Annotated in this window: 15 protein-coding genes and 1 tRNA gene; 9 read left to right on the forward strand and 7 right to left on the reverse strand. The window is 51.0% G+C overall.

Going from position 1 to position 18,721, the window contains the following annotated elements:
- Positions 1-487 precede the first annotated feature (487 nt).
- A complete protein-coding gene (locus B0B12_RS15300; protein ID WP_076670668.1) occupies positions 488-1,621 on the reverse strand; it encodes a sensor histidine kinase in 1,134 nt (377 codons plus the stop codon).
- 347 nt (positions 1,622-1,968) lie between these two features.
- On the opposite strand from B0B12_RS15300, the gene B0B12_RS15305 reads away from it, so the two are divergent.
- Both B0B12_RS15305 and B0B12_RS15310 read left to right on the forward strand, forming a co-directional pair.
- Positions 1,969-2,382, forward strand: coding sequence for an STAS/SEC14 domain-containing protein (locus tag B0B12_RS15305; protein WP_076670670.1), 414 nt, complete (start codon positions 1,969-1,971; stop codon positions 2,380-2,382).
- Between the two features lie 595 nt (positions 2,383-2,977).
- Positions 2,978-4,075 (forward strand): type I restriction endonuclease, encoded by a 1,098-nt coding sequence (locus B0B12_RS15310; protein ID WP_076670672.1) that lies wholly within the window; start codon positions 2,978-2,980, stop codon positions 4,073-4,075.
- 53 nt (positions 4,076-4,128) lie between these two features.
- Here B0B12_RS15310 and B0B12_RS15315 read toward each other — a convergent pair.
- From B0B12_RS15315 to B0B12_RS15330, 4 genes are all read right to left on the reverse strand, one after another.
- Positions 4,129-4,212 (reverse strand) — tRNA-Leu (locus B0B12_RS15315).
- 67 nt (positions 4,213-4,279) lie between these two features.
- Positions 4,280-4,813 carry an iron-sulfur cluster co-chaperone HscB C-terminal domain-containing protein gene (locus tag B0B12_RS15320; protein WP_076670674.1) on the reverse strand — a complete coding sequence of 178 codons (534 nt, stop codon included), beginning with the start codon at positions 4,811-4,813 and terminating at the stop codon, positions 4,280-4,282.
- 162 nt (positions 4,814-4,975) lie between these two features.
- Positions 4,976-5,266 carry a putative quinol monooxygenase gene (locus B0B12_RS15325; protein WP_076670676.1) on the reverse strand — a complete coding sequence of 97 codons (291 nt, stop codon included), beginning with the start codon at positions 5,264-5,266 and terminating at the stop codon, positions 4,976-4,978.
- 151 nt (positions 5,267-5,417) lie between these two features.
- Positions 5,418-6,194 (reverse strand): SAM hydrolase/SAM-dependent halogenase family protein, encoded by a 777-nt coding sequence (locus tag B0B12_RS15330; RefSeq protein WP_076670678.1) that lies wholly within the window; start codon positions 6,192-6,194, stop codon positions 5,418-5,420.
- A gap of 98 nt (positions 6,195-6,292) precedes the next feature.
- On the opposite strand from B0B12_RS15330, the gene B0B12_RS15335 reads away from it, so the two are divergent.
- The 4 genes from B0B12_RS15335 (at position 6,293) to B0B12_RS20390 (ending at position 10,741) form a co-directional block, all read left to right on the forward strand.
- Positions 6,293-7,321 carry a PhoH family protein gene (locus B0B12_RS15335; RefSeq protein WP_076670679.1) on the forward strand — a complete coding sequence of 343 codons (1,029 nt, stop codon included), beginning with the start codon at positions 6,293-6,295 and terminating at the stop codon, positions 7,319-7,321.
- A gap of 21 nt (positions 7,322-7,342) precedes the next feature.
- The gene (locus B0B12_RS15340) at positions 7,343-7,771 is read left to right on the forward strand and encodes a GNAT family N-acetyltransferase (RefSeq protein ID WP_076670681.1); all 429 of its coding nucleotides are present in this window, start codon (positions 7,343-7,345) and stop codon (positions 7,769-7,771) included.
- Positions 7,771-9,894, forward strand: coding sequence for a ComEC/Rec2 family competence protein (locus B0B12_RS15345; RefSeq protein WP_170871885.1), 2,124 nt, complete (start codon positions 7,771-7,773; stop codon positions 9,892-9,894). Before B0B12_RS15340 ends, B0B12_RS15345 begins: the two co-directional genes overlap by 1 nt.
- 682 nt (positions 9,895-10,576) lie before the next feature.
- Positions 10,577-10,741 (forward strand): hypothetical protein, encoded by a 165-nt coding sequence (locus B0B12_RS20390; protein ID WP_170871879.1) that lies wholly within the window; start codon positions 10,577-10,579, stop codon positions 10,739-10,741.
- A 103-nt stretch (positions 10,742-10,844) separates the two neighbouring features.
- Here the strand turns inward: B0B12_RS20390 and B0B12_RS15350 are convergent, their stop codons facing one another.
- Positions 10,845-12,179 carry an amidohydrolase family protein gene (locus B0B12_RS15350; RefSeq protein ID WP_076670685.1) on the reverse strand — a complete coding sequence of 445 codons (1,335 nt, stop codon included), beginning with the start codon at positions 12,177-12,179 and terminating at the stop codon, positions 10,845-10,847.
- Between the two features lie 98 nt (positions 12,180-12,277).
- Positions 12,278-15,304: an amidohydrolase family protein gene (locus tag B0B12_RS15355; RefSeq protein ID WP_076670687.1), complete on the reverse strand. Its 3,027-nt coding sequence runs from the start codon at positions 15,302-15,304 to the stop codon at positions 12,278-12,280.
- 233 nt (positions 15,305-15,537) lie between these two features.
- Between B0B12_RS15355 and B0B12_RS15360 the strand changes: the two genes are divergently transcribed.
- From B0B12_RS15360 to B0B12_RS15370, 3 genes are all read left to right on the forward strand, one after another.
- Positions 15,538-16,671 (forward strand): BamA/TamA family outer membrane protein, encoded by a 1,134-nt coding sequence (locus tag B0B12_RS15360; RefSeq protein ID WP_076670690.1) that lies wholly within the window; start codon positions 15,538-15,540, stop codon positions 16,669-16,671.
- Between the two features lie 523 nt (positions 16,672-17,194).
- Positions 17,195-17,332, forward strand: a complete 138-nt coding sequence (locus B0B12_RS20395) for a hypothetical protein (protein WP_170871886.1) — start codon at positions 17,195-17,197, stop codon at positions 17,330-17,332.
- A gap of 161 nt (positions 17,333-17,493) precedes the next feature.
- On the forward strand, positions 17,494-18,642 hold the full coding sequence (locus B0B12_RS15370; protein ID WP_244554732.1) for a BamA/TamA family outer membrane protein: 1,149 nt from the start codon (positions 17,494-17,496) through the stop codon (positions 18,640-18,642).
- Positions 18,643-18,721: the final 79 nt, after the last annotated feature.

The raw sequence follows: 18,721 nt of genomic DNA on the forward strand, positions 1-18,721 counted from the left end.
AAAGCAGTGCTGGGTTTCATAAATGAACTAGGTTGGTAGAACTTTTCGGATAAAATTCCTGTGTTATACCAGCAAATTTATGAACTTGATATATAGATTGTTAGCTATATACTTTGAACATTAGAAAATTATAATATAACAAATCCAGCGCTTCTTCCCCATCATAAAGCATTAATCCATAAGTATTAATACTTAAACATTACCCTCTCAAACTAAAAAACATACCATAATGATGTTTTAACACGAAAACGGCTCTATCTGCCTCTTCACACGCTCCCGCCATTTTCCTAAAAATTGAGAATCAATCGCTTCGCTTTTCTTCTTTGAAAAATATAGAAACAAAAAACACCCCATAACATAGTAAGTTGGCAATCATGCAGTACCACAATGGGCTGGCCCGAAAAACGGCTTACTGAGGCTTAATTAATTCAAAAGGTGACAACGGGAACTGCTGCTCCTATTCTGTGTGGAGAAGGTGCGGCAACGTCTAAAGTTCCGCCGCGAAGTATACCCTGAACTCAGAGCCTACACCTTCCTCGCTTCGCACCTCAATACTGCCTCCGGCATTGTCTATGATGCGCTTCACCATGAAGAGTCCTATACCTGTACCGTCTACATGGTCGTGGAAACGCTGAAACATAGTAAACAACTTGCGCAGCTGCTTTTTGCTCATGCCCAAGCCATTATCTTTCACTTTCAGCACCACCGCGTTGTCCTCCAAACAGGTATCAACCTGTATGATGCAATCGCGGTGAGGTGACCTGTATTTGATCGCGTTGCTGAGTAGGTTGTACAGAATGCTCCGGAAGTTCTTGCGGGAGAACTTCAACTGATGCACCTGGAATTCAGTTTTGATAAAGATCCCTGGCTGATCGGAGGGGTCACCCAAATCCTCTATGATATCCTGGTAAACGGTTTCGATGTTTATAATTTCCTCCGAAAGCAGTTCAACCGCATTCTTCTGCAGTTTGCTCACCTCCGTCAGGTCTTCAATGGTGCGCTTGAACCTGTCTACGGAAAGCATCACCCGCTCCAGCATGAACTCTGTCTCAGAACTGAGGCAGCCTGCATCCGACAAATCGTCCTTTACATACTTAACAAGGCCCTCGATGTTGGTGATCGGAGAGCGCAGGTCGTGGGAAGCCGTGTAGACAAAGTTGTCCAGGTCCAGGTTTATTCTTTGAAGCTCCTGGTTCTTATCCTTCAAAGCATCGTGGCGTTTCGCCAGTTCGTCCTGCATTTCCTTTTGCCTGGTAATGTCTCCGGTCACTTTCGTGAAGCCGATGTGCTCGCCATCGCCAGCGTAGATCGGGGTTAAAACCACATCAGCCCAAAAATGCGAGCCGTCTTTGCGTCTGCGCCAGTCGTGGGCCTCGTAAACGCCGTTCTTCAGCGCCAGCTCTATCTCCTCTTCCGGTTTGCCTGCCTGCCGGTATGTTTCCGGAAAGAGCATGCCGTAGTAATGGCCAACCACTTCTTCTTCACAATAGCCCTTCAGCCGCTCTGCTCCCATGTTCCAGGTCACGATCATGCCTTTTGGGTCCATGGCGAAGATGGCGTAGTCCTTTACCTGGTTTATGAAGTTGGTACTCAGGCTCTCCCTTAACTCTTTCTCGTTCATTGTTTAGCTTTTGAATCTCCTTGTACTTTATGAAGCAGCACTAGGTTAGGCTGATTCTGGAAATCAGGAAAGGAAATTTGCCGGCAGGTATAGCTCCGGCGCAGACAAACGCTGTGAACTTAAATTCGTAATTTATGTCAGTTTCAAGCAAATGCAGATACTTCGAGCATTTACAGCCGGAGGGCTGACGGAATTGCGCGCAGGCTGGCAGCGCAAAATACCTGGCTGAAATCAAGGAACAGATAGCCATTCTCTAAAAGAAGATGTAGTAATTATCCGGCAAGCTGTGCTGATTTTTCAGGTTAATCTTATATTTGTTATCATTAAAGCATGAACCACTTCCATCCATGAAGCAAGAACTTAAAAATGCGTTCGGGAAAGTGTTCCTCACCATTAGCCCAGACCTCGACAACAGGTGGGTACACACAGATTGGGCCGGCTATCTGACGCAGGACAATATCAAGACCGGCGCCCTGGCCTACGCCAAAACAGTAAAGGAGGCTGGATTTAACTGTGTGCTGAACGACACAAGGCAGGTAGTGGGGAGCTGGGACCATTCACTTGATTGGGTACTGAATGAATGGGCGCCTCAGGCAGCAGCAGCAGGCATTCGGTTTTTTGCCCTTATCGCCACGCCTGAATCCTTTGCTGAGTCAACTGCCTCCAGCTTCTACTCCAAGATCAGTGCGTTCGAGGTAAAAATGTTTAACAATGAGGACGATGCCAGAACCTGGTTACACCGCTGCTCCTCGGGTAAGTAAAATGCACACTGAAGGGAGTATACTAAACAATGGATAGCATGAAACAGCAGGTATAGCTTAGGAAAGTATTCGGGGACGTTTTTTTTCACGGCCTCGAGGCTGAACAAAGGCTCCATCCTGCACTCGCAAGGGTATGCAACCATGCGTAGTTTCCTGCTGCTTCCTGATGAGCAGGACATAGCCAGCCATTACGCCACTTTTGACAGTGAATATTACTTTGAGGTGAAGTGGTAGTAGTGGGTTAGGCTGTTACTACCATATTGTTGTGGTAAAATGGAGCAGATGGCGTTAAGAGACGTGAGTTTAATCAGTTCTAATTTGATCAGGTCCTAACGTAATATTCTCTAAGTGCCAACTTTCCTCATCCCGAACAAGAAAGCATGAAAACACTCTTTAGTCCTTGATTCAGAGAATCTCATACGAAAGGTATAGATACCGGAAAGCCAGCCGTCAATTAATTAAGATATACACATCTTAAAGAAAAGCATTTTATAAAAATATTTAAATAAAATTGAATATAAATTATTTTATATTATTATAAATTAATATATTTAATAATAAATTAAATTTTTTTGGGCTTTTAAACAAACTGATCATGGACTTTATTGACGTAATCAAGGCTCTCGGTGAGAAAGTGAGCCGTATGAAAGACACTATTCAAACTGAGGAAGCAACAAAAAATGCTTTTGTAATGCCGTTTATTGCAGCACTTGGTTACGATGTGTTTAACCCACTGGAAGTTATACCTGAATTTGTTGCTGACCTTGGTATAAAGAAAGGCGAGAAAGTAGATTATTGTATCCAAAAAGACGGACAGCCTATTATTATCGTTGAGTGCAAGCATTGGAAGGAAGAGCTTAATGTACACAACTCCCAACTCCATCGATATTTCCATGTGTGCAGTACACGTTTTGGTATCCTCACAAATGGCATAATTTACCGCTTCTACACTGACTTAGAGGAAGCAAACAAAATGGATAACAGACCATTCTGGGAGTTCAATATTACCGACATGAATGAAGCTGCCGTTCATGAATTAAAGAAATACCAGAAGAATGCTTTTGATGTAGATCAAATTGTAAACGCAGCGACGGAGCTCAAATATACCCGCGAGATCAAGAAAATAGTTGGGGCAGAATTCAGCAATCCTACGGAGGGGTTTGTTAGGTACTTCGCCAAGCAGATTCACACAGGAATGGTGACTTCAAAAGTGATGGAACAGTTCACACCTATGGTTAAGAAATCCCTTCAACAATATGTAAGCGAACTTATCAGCGATAGATTAAAATCAGCTCTATCCAATGAAGCTAACTCAACTAAAGTAGAATCCAAAGAGGAGCCAAGTCAACAGGTCAACACACCTCCCGTTAAAGATAACGGGGTTGAATTTACAGATCTGGAGCGAGAAGGGTTCTTTATAATCAAATCCATTCTTAGAACTAAAGTTGATGTTAATAGAATTTACTATCGCGACACCCAACGTTACCTCAATATTTTACTTGACGATAACATTCGTAAAACAATTTGCCGGCTGCACCTAAATGCCTCCAAAAAGTATTTAACCTGGACTGATGAGGCTGGGAAAGAAGCAAAAGTAGAAATTTGGTCTCTCGATAATATCTATGATTATTCAGAACAGCTGATTAACTCTATGCTGAGGTTTGAGAAAGTGGTCGAGCCGCAAGCGATATAATATATCAGTTGTAAACAAAAAAGCCCTGCAGACTTACATCTGCAGGGCTTTTGTACCTTGGGCCGGAGTCGAACCGGCACGAGTGTAACCTCATTGGTGTTTGAGACCAACGCGTCTACCAATTCCGCCACCAAGGCATTTTGTTCTCTCTGGTTTCAGGTATAGCACCCTGGGCCGGAGCCGAACTTTGTTCCTGATCTGCCATCAGGAACGGGTTGCAAACTTAGATAAAGTTTCCTGAATACGCAACAAATATTTTTTCTTCAAATAGTAGGTTTTCACCTCCTGCAGGGCCTCTTCTTTGGTAACTCCATGAAGCTCAGGGTATCGCTGCAACACAGGCAGAATATCATTTTCCAGCTGAGCCATCGCGCCCGTGCTCTTCTCCCCTATCTCGTGCAGTTTGGCCGCGTCGAAGTCAAACTCCAGCTCCATCAGTTCCTCGTTGATCTCCATCATCTCCATCAGGAAATCGCCGGGAATCTCGTTTTTGCCACCCTCTTCTAACAGGCCATGCTGCTGCAGGATGTACTGCATGCGCAGGTCCGTATCGCTCAGGGTACGGTAAGCGTTGGTGTTCAGCGTAGAGAGCTCCAGAATCTTCTGCTGCGTGCCCAGGTCCTCGTTGGCGTAAAAATCGGGGTGGTACTCGCGGCTCAGCTCGTAGTAACGGGCTTTGATCGCTTTCTCGTCCGGCAAAAAACTTTCAGGTATATGGTAAAACTCGAAGTAATTCATTTTTGACAGTTAACAGTTTTCAGTAAACAATAAACAGGTATCATCCAGATAAACGGTATACGTTGCAAAAGTACAGTAATTGTTGATTGCTGATTGTTAATTGTTGCGCTATACCTTGTAACTGACTATTGCTAATTGTTGACTGAGATGCCTGTTTACTGATCAAATAGCAACTGAACGGTGCGACCAGGCCTGCGGTTTGTCGGCAAAAAGCGCCTTGGTGGCCTTCCATACCTGCCCAAACAGTTCGGAGTCGCGGTAGTTGTTGAGGTGCTCCTCGGAGTCCCATAGGCTGTAGGTGCTGTAGATGTTCGGGTGATTCAGGTCCTGCAACAACTCTACATGATTGCAGCCTTCAAAGGCCCTAATCTTATCTTTCGAGTTGCGGAAAATCTCCAGGAAGTCTTCTGTCTTGTCCGACTGAAAAGTCATGCGTACGATGCGGATGAGCATATTTTTTGATTTGGAAATTTGAAGATTTGGAAATGTAAAGATGCTAAATAATGTGAAGGATATAAGTAGAACTCAATTTGAGATGATCATATCCACCGATTAAATTCATTAAAACATCATTTTCAAATCTTCAAATTTTCAAATCTCCAAATTAACCTCCTGGATAAAACCGCACGTCTACCTGCGAGTCGAAGCCGAGGCCGAGGAGCTCGGAGGCGTGGCCCTTGTTGATGCCGATGCAGAGCTGGCCGAGGTGGTTGTAGAGGCAGCAGCAGTCGCCGTCCTCCACCTGGGTATAGTTTTGGTGGATGCGCCCGACCGTTTCGCGGCCAAAGTGCACGGTATAGGTGCGGCCGTGGGCAATGGTATCCACACTGTCCTTGGTGATGTTGGTGATCAGGTTGCCGTAGCGGTCCACGTGGATGACGTGTCCTGTTATGGAGTGGTCGTTGAGGCGCAACTGGCGGTTCAGCAGCTGTTTGAAGCTGGTGGTGCGCTCGCCCAGCACATCAATGTCGCCGCCCTTTGCCAGGAAGAGCGCAGCAGGCGCCAGCAGTTCCTTGGCCGGGAAGGGCAGTACATCTTCGTCGGTCTGCAGCTCCACCACAATTTCGGCCTGCCCCTCGGTCAGGAGGGAGAGCAAACCGTTGTCGGCCAGCAAAAAGTAGTGCCCTTTGTATTTTGCAGCATGATATTTGCCCTGTTTACAACCGTGCGTGTCCACTGCGATCAGGTGGACGGTGCCTTCCGGAAATTCCCGGAAAACAGACCCGATCACGTACTCCGCCTGCGGGATGTTAAACGGCTCGATGCCATGCGAAATGTCCACAATCTGGGCCTGAGGCTGCAGCGACAGCATGGCAGCCTTCACGGCCGCCGCATAATGGTCGGTGTAACCAAAGTCGGAGGTGAATGTAATTACAGCCATAGAGCGAACTATAATTTGTGTAGATTTGTCATCATTGTGTAACAATTTTAGCTAATTTACAGAATATATTACCAACGTACTATATTAAGCTTAAACATTTGGTAGAGAAAACAATAACGTTAGAGAACATCTCTCTTATCGATTTTCTGGGGACAGAGAATCAGAATATCAAACAGCTTGCAGCCGCATTTCCGAGCAGCAAGATCATTTCCAGAGGCAACGAAATCAAAATTCAGGGGCAGACGCCCGAGATAACCAAAATTCACGAGATCCTTTCTTCGCTGATCGACCACTATCATAAGTTCGGAAAGATTACGCATAACAGCGTAAATAGATACCTTTCTCCTGATCCTTTTACGGAGGAGGATGTGATCGTGACGTCGCCGGACGTGATTGTGTACGGCAGCAAGGGTGGTATCATCAAAGCCAAGACGGTGAACCAGAAGAAACTGGTGGACCTGGTGGAGAACCACGATCTGGTGTTTGCGCTGGGGCCTGCCGGTACCGGTAAGACCTATATTTCGGTGGCCATGGCCGTGCGTGCGCTCAAAAACAAAGAGGTGCGCAAGATCATCATCTCCCGCCCGGTGGTAGAAGCCGGCGAGAACCTGGGCTTTTTGCCCGGTGACATGAAGGAGAAGGTGGACCCGTATCTGCGCCCGATTTACGACGCCCTCGAGGACATGATCCCGATGGAAAAGCTGAAGTATTACCAGGAAAATAAGATCATCGAGATCGCTCCGCTGGCCTATATGCGTGGCCGTACCCTGAGCAACGCCTTCGTGCTGCTCGACGAGGCGCAGAACACGACGCCGGCGCAGATCAAGATGTTTTTGACCCGTATGGGCCCTACTTCCAAGGTGATGATCAACGGCGACCGCTCGCAGATTGACCTGCCCCGCCACCAGCGCTCCGGTCTCATGGATGCCCTCCATACCTTGCGCGACGTGAAAGGCATTGGTTTCATTGAAATGCAGCCAGAGGACGTGATGCGCCACCGTTTGGTACGCGACATCGTGGATGCCTATTCCAAAGCCGACGATGAGCGCCTGGCCGCCCGTCTGGAAGCTGAGGCCGCCGAAGAAGGCAAGCCTGTGGCCGTAAACGGCCGCAAAAAAAAGGTATAGCAGCTGACCGGATAACAGGAGATGATTGAAGTGATACGTGCTGAACGTGAGCAGGATCGATCTGCCGCGTTCAACATACGTGAACAGGTTTTTGTAGAAGAGCAGCAGGTGCCCCGCGAGGCGGAACACGATGAGTTTGAGTCAACGGCCCGCCACTACCTGGCTACCTGCGAGGGTGTCCCTTGCGGAGCCGCCCGCTGGCGCCAGACGGAGCTGGGTATAAAGCTGGAGCGCTTTGCCGTGCTGGCTGATTACCGTAACCGGCAGGTGGGAGCCGCGCTGCTGCAGGCCGTGCTACAAGACGTGCAGGCAGCCCATGCGGACACGAAGGTATATCTGAATGCCCAGCTACCGGCCGTTAACTTCTACAAGCGTCACGGCTTTGTGGCCGAGGGCGACATGTTCACGGAGTGCGACATACAGCACTACATGATGGTCTATAAGGCCTGATGAAACGGTGGGCTCCCTACCCTTTCGTCCGCATTAGTCTTAGCTTTATAGCAGGTATACTCGTGTACCTGTACACAGGCAAAGAGTTCAGGTATAGCCTTGAGCTCTTTGCCTTTTTTATTGCCCTATACCTGGTGCTATACCTTGTTTCGCGCAGGGTGAAATCGCTGGAGGCCAACACCATCACAGGTATAGCAGGCTTGCTATGCTTTGTGGCCGGCGGCATGTGGGTGACGCACCTGCAAACCGAATCGCACCGCCCGCTGCACTTGGGCAACCTCGCAGGTATACCGGCCTATTATGTGGGTGTGGTGGATGATTATGTGGTGCAGAAACCCGGCTACCAGAACACGGTGCTGCAGGTAGAGCAGGTGCAGATAAACGGTCAATGGCAGCCCGCCGAAGGCAAAGTGCAGCTCTCCGTGCCCCACGATTCCAACCGCGAATACGAGGTGAGCTATGGCGACCGCCTGCTAATCAGAGGCGCGCCGCTGCCTGTATCCCCTCCCGCCAATCCGAATCAGTTCGACTACCGCGCTTTTCTGGCGAACAAACAGATCCACCACCGCCACTTTCTGCAGCCGCACCAGTTCCAAAGCATTGGCTCTGATCCCCCAAACCCGGTGCTTCACTTCAGCATCTACCTGCGCCGCCAATTGGACGGGCTGCTGAAGGAGTCCATAGCTGAACGTCGGGAATACGGTATCTCCTCGGCTTTGATCCTGGGCGTAAAAGACGAGCTGGACAACTCCATCCGCGATGCCTATGCCCAGACCGGCACCATGCACGTGCTGGCCGTTTCGGGTCTGCATGTCGGGTTGATCTATGGAATACTGGCCTTTCTACTGGCTGGCTTCAAACGGACCGCTAAACAGCGGGCGGTGTATGCAGCGGTGATCTTAAGTGTGCTTTGGCTCTACGCATTCGTTACCGGCCTCTCCCCTTCTGTGCTGCGGGCTGCTTTCATGTTCAGCCTGATCACAGTGGCGATGGTGTCCGGGAGGCAGCACAACATCTACAACACGCTCGCCATTGCTGCTTTCGCACTGCTTTGGTACAATCCCTATTTCCTGCTGGAGGTAGGTTTTCAGCTCTCTTTCCTGGCCCTACTCGGCATCGTATACCTGCAGCCAAGATTCTACAGACTGCTAGAGTTCGACAACAGGATACTGGACAAAGGCTGGGCGCTTTTCAATGCTTCCCTGGCGGCACAGCTGGCCACTTTTCCGCTGGGGCTGTATTACTTCCATCAGTTCCCGGTATACTTCTGGCTGGCCAATCTGCTGGTGGTGCCAGCTGCGACGTTTGTGCTGTACTCTGGCGTAGCCGCCCTGTTCTTCTCCTGGGTGCCGCTGCTCAGCACGGTGCTGTTCTACATCCATTTTGGCATCACCTGGGGCATGAACGAGTTTAACCTGTTGGTTCACCAGTTGCCGCAGGCTGTTATCAACGGCATCGACATCAGCCAGTCACAGGCCTGGCTGCTTTATGGGCTGATGCTCTTCCTCATTCTTTTTCTCGCTTATAAACAGCTCCGCTATTTTGCGCTGGCTACGCTTGTGGTTGCCATGCTGGCCGTACAGGAAGTACAGGAAATAATTTCGCAGCGAAATCAGCGCACTTTGGTCGTCTACAACATGCGCAACGCTACTGCCCTCAGCTTTGTGCAGGGACAACAAGGCGCGGTGTTAAGCGATCAGCCATTGGCCCCTCAAAACTATACCTTCAACATTCAGCCCTACCTGTGGCACAAAGGCGTACCGGAGGCGGCACAGCATACCTTTACCGATGCAACGGTCCCAGGTATAAGCCATACGCTGCTACCCGACAGCAACAGCTTGGTCGTGTGGCAAGGCAAACGGGTACTGGTGGTTTCAAAACCAATCAAAGTGCAACCGCTGCCCGATTTTGAAATCGATTACCTACTACTCACACAGAACGTGCGCGTAAAGCCCGAAGAGCTTCAGCCCTTCCGGTTCAAACAACTGGTACTCGACGCCTCTAACGCTTCCTGGTACCTGCAGCGTCTCAAGCCTCAACTCGCCGAAGCAGGTATAGCGTTTTATGATGTGACGGAGCAGGGAGCATTGGTGGTGGACCTCCCCGCGCAAGACAGTAATTAGCTGCTGGCAACTTATAGGTATAGAAGTCATCGCTTCGATTTTCTGTTCACGATCGTCATCCACCTGCCCCCTTCGAAGAGGGACTTCCCGGCTTCTATCGGTGCTTAGGTATAGCGTTGTAGATTTTGCAGTTTGGGTTCCTATAGATTATACCTACCCCTGCCCCTCCCGAGAGGGGAATCTTTCTGTAGCTGCCACTTTACAGGTAAAAGCTTCGTTGTAATTGTTCTGCTATACCGGGTCCAACCACCCCTGACCCCTCCTTGTCCTTTCAAGAGGGTTCCTACCCCCAAGCGGGGAACTTGGAGCAGTTAACTTGTAGGTAGATGCTTTGTGGCAGCTTTCTCCTGTGCACGATTAACACACCCCTGCCCCTCTCGAGAGGGGAATTAACCTCTGCCAATTTGCAGGTATAAGGATAATAGCAAAGGTATAGCTGTGGAAATGTGTCATCCCCCTACCCCCTTCTTTGTCGAGGGCCCCTACTTTCTGTAGCTGGCAATTCACAGATATAAGCTTTGTAGCAAATGACCCCTGGCAGGTATAGCAAGAGTGACTTGCCCCGGAAGCGATGGAACAGATTACAATGGCCAAGTGCACTTTACGACACTCCACTGTTCGAGCGGTCAGCGAGTTTGGAGGGTCTTGATTTTTTTGCTTACTTCTTTCATCAAGGAAAAAAGTGAGTGCCCGCCGCACAGGCGAAGCTACAAAGCAAATTAGCTTAAGGTATAAGAAGTCTTTAGCTACGCCAGGTATAGGTATAGGTATAGGTATAGGTATAGGTATAGGTATAGGTATAGGTATAGGTATAGGTACACCTGGGCCAGAGGCCCCACTATACTAGTCACGAGCGCAGACGCTCGCGCCATAGCTAGCTATACCTCAAAAACAAAGAGCACCGCCTCAACCGGGCAGCGCTCTTTCGTTTAAGGTGAGTATGAAGTATTCTAATTTTGTGCTTTCGGACCCTCCGCTTTCTTCGGCTGCTCCGCCTGGTATTTGCCGTTGAACTTCTCGTAGAGGTACTTCTGCTTGTCGTTCAGGTCAATCTTGCGGCCTTGGATGAAGGCGTGCGTTACGTTGTTGGTGCGCATGTCCAGGATGTCGCCGGCAGATACCACGATGGTGGCGTCTTTGCCCACTTCCACAGAACCTACCTCTTTGTCAACACCCAGGATCTTGGCGGTGTTGAGCGTGATCGCGGACAGGGCCTGCTCTTTGTCCAGACCGTGGGCTACGGCCGTACCAGCAATGAAAGGCAGGTTGCGGATACCGTGTGTGCTCAGGTCATAGTCCAGGGCGAAAGGAATGCCGGCCTGCTGCAGCAGGTATGGTGTTTTGTAGGGCATGTCCACATCTTCATCGGAATGATTCGGTAAAGCGTGCACACCGGAGTAAATCACGGCAATGTTGTTCGCCTTCAGGAAATCAGCCACGGCTACTGCGTCACGAGCGCCCACTACCACGATGTCTTTCACACCATGCTGCTTCGCGAAGTTCACCCCTTCGATAATCTCCTTGCCATAATTGGCGTGCAGGTATAGCTTTTTGGAACCGTCGAACAGACCAGTCAGTGAAGTCAGTTTCAGGTTCTCTTTTTCGTTCTTGGCTTGCTTGTACACAGAAGCATCGCGCAGCAGCTGCCCAAGCTCGCTGATCGCCTGCTCACGATCCTGGCCCATGCTGGCCATGCGCGGGTTAGGAGCCATACCCGTGTTGATGATCATGTTCGGCCAGCTCAGGTGTATCCCCACATCGGCTTTCACGATGGCGTCTTCCCAGTTCCAGGCATCGAGTTGCACTACCGACGACGAGCCTGAAATAGTACCGCCCACTGGCGTTACCTGGGTCATCAAAACGCCATTGGCACGTATGGTCGGCACAATATCAGAGTCTGTGTTATAAGCGACCACAGCCCGCACGTTCGGGTTGAACTGCCCCACCTCGCGCATGTCCAACGTGGCGCGCACACTCTCAATCTCGTTCAGACCAAGCTGTGCATTGGGCTGGATCAAACCTGGGTAGATGTGCTGACCCGCCACGTCGATCACTTCATGGCCATTGCGGTTCGCACCGTTCATCGGGCCGGCATAAGTAATCTTGCCATTATCGAAACCAACGGCGGCGTTTTCGATCACTTTGCCATTGCCCACGTGTAGGGTAGCGCCTGTCAGGAGCACAGGTTTGCTTTGCTTCGGAGCCGGCACCGGTACCTGCGCAAAGGCCGGCACACTCAGCATGAGTGCCACGAAAGCGGAAATATATCTTTTATGGATTTTCATCTTTTTACATTGTTGAATGATTTGATTGCTGATTGTTAATTGTTGATTGTTTTTTTCATGATGAGAACAACAATAAACAATCAGCAATTAACAATTTCCTAGTAAGCCAGGTAATCTGCTTCCTCGTGGTGCTCCACGTCCTCGCAGTGCAGCACAGAAGCGCGGCGCATCGGCGGGCCTTGCGTTCTGGCGCCGGAGGTTTTGGCCTGCAGCATTTTCTGCACGAGGCGCATACGCTCTTTCTCCAGCTCGGTGCGCATCTGTGTATCGCGCTCCAGGTCGTAGTAGGCGATGCCGTCCACGAAGGTCTTCTCGGCGCGGGCGTAGATCGATAGCGGATGGTTGTTCCACAACACTATGTCGGCATCTTTGCCTACTTTGATGCTACCCATGCGGTTGTCCAGGTGCAGGAGTTTGGCTGGGTTCAGGGTCACCATTTTCAGGGCTTCCTCTTCGCTCACACCGGCGTACTTCACACTCTTGGCAGCCTCCTGGTTCAGGCGACGCGCCATCTCTGCGTCGTCGGAATTGATGGCCGTCGTCACGCCCAGTTTGTGCATGATACCAGCGTTCTGCGGAATCGCGTCTTTCACCTCCATTTTGTAAGCCCACCAGTCAGCAAAGGTAGAACCGCCGGCACCGTGGTCACGCATCTTGTCAGCTACTTTATAACCTTCCAGAATATGGGTAAAGGTATTCACCTTGAAGCCCATCTGGTCAGCTACTTTGATCATCATGTTGATCTCGGACTGCACGTAAGAGTGACACGTAATATGGCGCTTGCCATCCAGAATCTCTACCAGTGTCTCCAGCTCGATGTCGCGGCGCGGTTCGCCAGCAGCAGCTTTCTGCTTTTTGGATAGTTTATTGTAGTCGGCCCAGGCCTGCTTATACTCTTTGGCACGCTGGAAGGCGTCTACGTATACCTGCTCCACGCCCATACGGGTCTGCGGGAAACGCACGTTGTGCGCAGGCGCACGGTTGGAGTGCTTCACGTTCTCACCCAAGGCGAATTTGATAAAACCGTCAGCGTTCTCCACAAACAGCTCCTCCGGGCTCTTGCCCCAACGCAGTTTAATAATAGCCGACTGACCACCAATCGGGTTGGCAGAGCCGTGCAGCAACTGCGAAGTGGTCACGCCACCGGCCAGCTGACGGTAGATGTTCGGGTCTTCGTGGTTCACCACATCCTTCATGCGCACCTCAGCGGTCACGGCCTGCGTGCCTTCGTTCACGCCTTGCAAGGCAATGTGCGAGTGCTCGTCGATAATGCCGGCCGTCAGGTGCTTGCCAGTGCCGTCGATCACGCGGGCGCCTGATTCGCTCAGGTTCTTACCCACTTTGGCTATCTTGCCGTTCTTCAATACCACGTCGGTGTTCTGCAGGATGCCGTCTTTCTCGTTCGTCCAAACCGTCGCGTTCTTGATCAGCACGGTCTCCTGCTTCGGCAGCTCTACCTGACCGAAAGCCTGGAACGGATAGATCATGTTACCCAGTTCGATTGCCTGCTTTTCTTTGGCGGCATCTTTCTTCGCCTGCTGCGTCATCGCTTCGGAGAACTTAGCAGACCATTTCACGGACGAAGCATCGGGCAGTTGGCCTTCGCCCTGCAGGTTCTTATTAGCATACCAACCGCTCAATCGGATGGCTTCTTTGCTCTTTTTGTCTTTGTTGAAGGAAAGGGTTACGAGGTTACCGTTGAAGGTGATCTTGCCCGTCACAGTGTCCTGACCGATCACTTTCAGCTCCGGCTTGTCTGGCGTACCCGCGATCTGCAGTTTGCGCTCCGGCTGCTGCCCTATCTTCAAGGTATAGACACCGCGGTAATCCGCTGGCACGTCGGTGATCTTGTATTGGTTGCCCTGCACCCAGTTCTCCAAAATCACATTGTCCTCGGCAAACAGGTTACCGCTGGTGATGATGAAGTTGGCCAGCTTGCCTTTGTCGAGGCTGCCGATGTGCTTGTCGGCTTTCAGGAGCTGCGCCGGAGTAGCAGTCAAGGCTTTCAAAGCCTCCTCTTCGGACAGGCCATACTCAATGGCTTTGCGCAGGTTAGGCAGGAAATCTTTTTTGTCTTTGAGGTCTGCTGTGGTGAAGGCGAAAGGTATACCTGCCTTCTGCAGTGCGGCCGGGTTGGACGGGGCCATTTCCCAGTGCTTCATCGCGTCGAGCGGCACACGGCGGGCGTCAAACGGGTCTTCCACATTGTAGGCCTCTGGGAAGTTGAGCGGCAGGATGATCGGCGCGTTGGTCGCCTTGATCTCCTTGATCATCTGGTACTCGTCACCACCGCCTTTGATGATGTACTGCTTTTTGAACTCGTCGCCTACCTTGTCGGCGCGCAGCACGTTCAGCTTACCGTTCGCTTCGAATATCTGTGGATAATTATTCGCGTTGGTGAAAGCGGCCAATGAGATGTTCTGCTCACGACCCGGGTTCATATTGTTCCACTGCGCATCCAGGTAAGTCTGACGCAGCAGGGCGATGGAGCCCATGAGGGAGTTCGGATAATCCTGTGGAGAAGAACCTTTGTCGAATGAAAGGCCACTTGCGGCTCTGTCGAGCAGCACTACTTCGTTTTCGCGCTTGTCGGCCAGTGTTACCAGCGTGGCCGTACCGCGGGCTATACCGTCGCGGTGCACAGACAATACCGTGCCGAAGCCCAGCTTGCGAAGCTCTTCCGCCTGCTTTTTATCTACTTTAAAGAGCTCCACGGCATTGGTCTCCGGACGAATCGCCTGGTTCCAGTTATAGGCTCCCTGCTTCGTAGATTCCTCCTGGGGAGGGGCAGTCCAGCTGCGGCGCTCTACCTTTACCTCTGGCAGGCCATAACTGGTATACATATCTACCAAGCCCGGGTAAATGTGCTTGCCCTTGGCATCGACCACCACGGCGCCGGCCGGAACCTGCACTTTGGTGCCCACAGCCTCTACCTTCCCGTTTCGGATCAGGAGCGTGGCGTTTTCGATTTTGGTTTTGTAGTCGGTGTGGATGGTGGCGTTGGTGAGGGCCACCAGTCCGGTGCGCTCATCGTAGACGCCATTGCGCGGAAAGGTCTCCTGCGCCATCGCACTGCCTGCTGCTCCCAAAGCGAGACAGGCTGCAATGGTTAAGATTTTTCTCATTGTTCTGTGAAGGTGATGTAGACGTTAGTTTAGGTTTAGAACACAATATAGCCATCTTCACTTTAAATTTCCATGCAAAACATCATAAAATAATCTACTTCTGCTGCCATTGAATTTTTACGGATGTGGAAACATCAATCAGTTGTGGCAATGTAGCGAGGTATAGACCAGAAATGCGGCTCTTACGTATGTACTTTTGACATTTTGATAACTCTTGTAGAAACAACATTTGCATGCGCTTATACCTATACTTCACCTTCTTGTTCCTGGCGCTTCTGACCATAAAAACCTCTCCTGCGATGGCGCAGGAGCAAACCGTAGAAAACAAAACCATCGATCCGCCCAAGCCGCAAATGCGCAGCGTGAAAGGCCTTATACCTGCCCCGGTGCTCTACTACACGCCCGACACCAAACTCGGTTTTGGCGCCTCGCTGCTGGGCTACTTCCGTCTGCGCAGCTACACCGACACCACCTATACCCGTCTCTCGCTGGCCCGCCTGGTGGTGGACTATACCCTGAACAAGCAGACCGACCAGTGGCTGTACTGGAACATCTTCACCCGGGAGGAGCGCCTGATGCTGCGCGGCGAGCTGCGCCACCGCATCTACACCGACCGCTTCTACGGCCTCGGCAACGACAGCCGCAAAGAGGACCGCGAGCTCTACGACTACAACATGGTCTCGGCCAAGATGGCAGTACTGAAAAACGTAGGATTCCGCAGCTTTCTGGGTCCGGACTTCCAGTTCACGGAGTACTACGATGTGCAGTTGGAGGAGGGAAGTCAATTGGGGACACAGCAAATTCCCGGCTATAGAAAAGGGCGCAACGTGGGTCTGGGCGCTATATTCCTGATCGACCACCGCAACAGCACTTCCTACTCGAGCAAAGGTTTTTACCTGGAGTTATCAGGCTACCACTTCGGCAAGACCTTCGGCAGTGACTTCCGCTACAACAACTTCAATTTCGAATTCAACCGCTATTACGGCCTGGGCAATGACCGTGTGCTGGCCACCAACACCATGCTCCGACTCAACGAAGGCGAGGTGCCGGTGCAGCGCCTGGCCACCGCCGGCGGTGACAAGATCCTGCGCGGCTACGCCCGCAACCGCTTCCACGACGACCACTTCGCCGGCACGCAGGCGGAGTACCGTTTCCCGCTGTTCTGGCGTCTGGGAGGAGTGGCCTTCGCAGGTATAGGCGACGTGTTCGACAAACCCAAAGACGTGAACTTCTCCACCATCAAATATTCTGTCGGCACCGGCCTCCGCTACGCCATCCGCCCTGACCAGAAGCTCAACTCCAGGCTGGATGTTGGCTATGGCAAGGAAGGGTTTAACATTTATTTGATGATTGGCGAGGCGTTTTAGATATAATGGTTTCGCAGGTGCTGTGTAAGCTCAATCTTGCCATTTTTGTTGAGGGCTGCTACTGTCACGGATTTTCAGGATTTTCATGCACGATTGACACACCCCTGCCCCTCTCGAGAGGGGAATCTGGTTGTTACCGATTGACAGGTATAGCTTCGTGGTTTTTGTCTTGTGCACGATTGTCATCCCCCTACCCCCTTCTTTGTCGAGGGCCCCTACCCCCAAGGGGGACTTTTTGTAGCAGCCATACCTAAGGTATAAGCCTTGTAACCAATGCCACAAATACCCCTGGCAGGTATAGCAAGATTTACTATCAGTAGGCTATAAAGTAAATAACTGTGCCGGGTGCACTTTTCGACACTCCACTGTTCGAGCGGTCAGCGAGTTTGGAGGGTCTTGATTTTTTTGCTTACTTTTTTCATCAAGGAAAAAAGTGAGTGCCCGCCGCACAGGCGAAACAGCAGCCCGCCTGGCCAAGGCAAGCTATGAAACAAGTTGCTATATCTTCAACAGCGAAGCAGCTATGCTAGATCTACCGACACTACACACCAGCGGCCAGAGTCCGCTCAATAGCTCACACTCGCGGGACGCGAGCGAGGGCATAGAGGCAGCTATACCTATACCTTGGCCAGAGGCCCCACTATACCAGACACGACCGTAGACGCTCGCGCCATAATGCCGAGCCATCGCCGGCAAGGTGAAAAAATCCACTTCCTCTATAGCAAAATTCCCATAAACTTCCCTACATTTCTACAGGCAAAGTCCTGCTTTATACCTGTTGCAACACAGAACCTGCCCCTCACCCTATACCTTTCCAGTTTTATGAAACGACATGCACTTGCCAGCTGCTTGCTGGGCTTCTGTTTGCTGCTGGGCACGACCAATTCTGCGCTGGCGCAGGACCAACAGGCTGATGCTATACCTGACACAAGCCTGGTTAAAGCAGAGAAAACACGGGGGCTTATACCCATTCCGGTTCTCTACTACACCCCCGACACAAAGCTCGGGTTTGGGGCGGCGCTGTTGGGATTTTTTAAACTGAAGAACAGCGAAGGCGAGGGCTATACCCGTCTCTCGCAAGCGCGTCTGATCGTGGACTATACCCTGCGCAAGCAAACCGATCAGCTCCTGGACTGGACCATTTTTACCCGTGACGAGAAATACCTGTTCCGTGGCGAACTCCGCCATCGCATTTATACCGACCGCTTCTATGGCATCGGCAACGACACACCCCTTTCGGACGAGGAAATCTATGAATACGACTATGTGAGTGCACGCCTGGCAGCCTTGAAAAAAATAGGCGCTCGCACCTTTCTGGGACCGGACTTTCAGATCGCGAACTACTACGACCTGCAGCTCAACCCCATCAACGAGGATCGGGAGAGTCAGCTACGCTCACAGCAGATTCCTGGCTATGAGGGAGGCGTGAACAGCGGCCTGGGGCTTGTTTTTCTGCTCGATAGTCGGGATAACGTGGCCTTTGCCAGCAGCGGCGCCTATCTTGAGATGTCCGGCTACCGCTTTGGAAGCACCTTTGGCGGAAACTTTGGCTATACCAACTTCAACCTCGACTTCCGCAAGTATTTCCAGCTGAAACCCAACCATGTGCTGGCCCACAATACCAGCTTCAACCTCAACAACGGCGAAATTCCTGTGATGCGCATGGCCATGGCCGGGGGCGACCGAATTCTGCGCGGCTACGCCAAAAACCGCTTCCTGGAAGACAACTTTGCTGGCACGCAAATGGAATATCGCTTTCCGCTGTTCTGGCGCTTCGGCATGGTGGCCTTTGCCGGTGTGGGCGATGTGTTCGACAAGCCGAAGGACGTCAGCTTTTCCACGCTCAAATACTCGGTCGGCACAGGTCTACGCTACGCCCTGAACCCGGAGCAGAAACTGAATATCCGGGCAGACATCGGGTATGGGCGGGAAGGCATGAATTTTTATGTAATGATTGGCGAGGCGTTTTAACGCGCCTATACCTGCTGCTGCTCCCCTCAACTTTATTAGCCGCCAAATTGTGACAAAAGTTACTCACCAAAACGCCTAA

The organism is Pontibacter indicus (assembly GCF_900156345.1).
GTDB lineage: Bacteria > Bacteroidota > Bacteroidia > Cytophagales > Hymenobacteraceae > Pontibacter > Pontibacter indicus.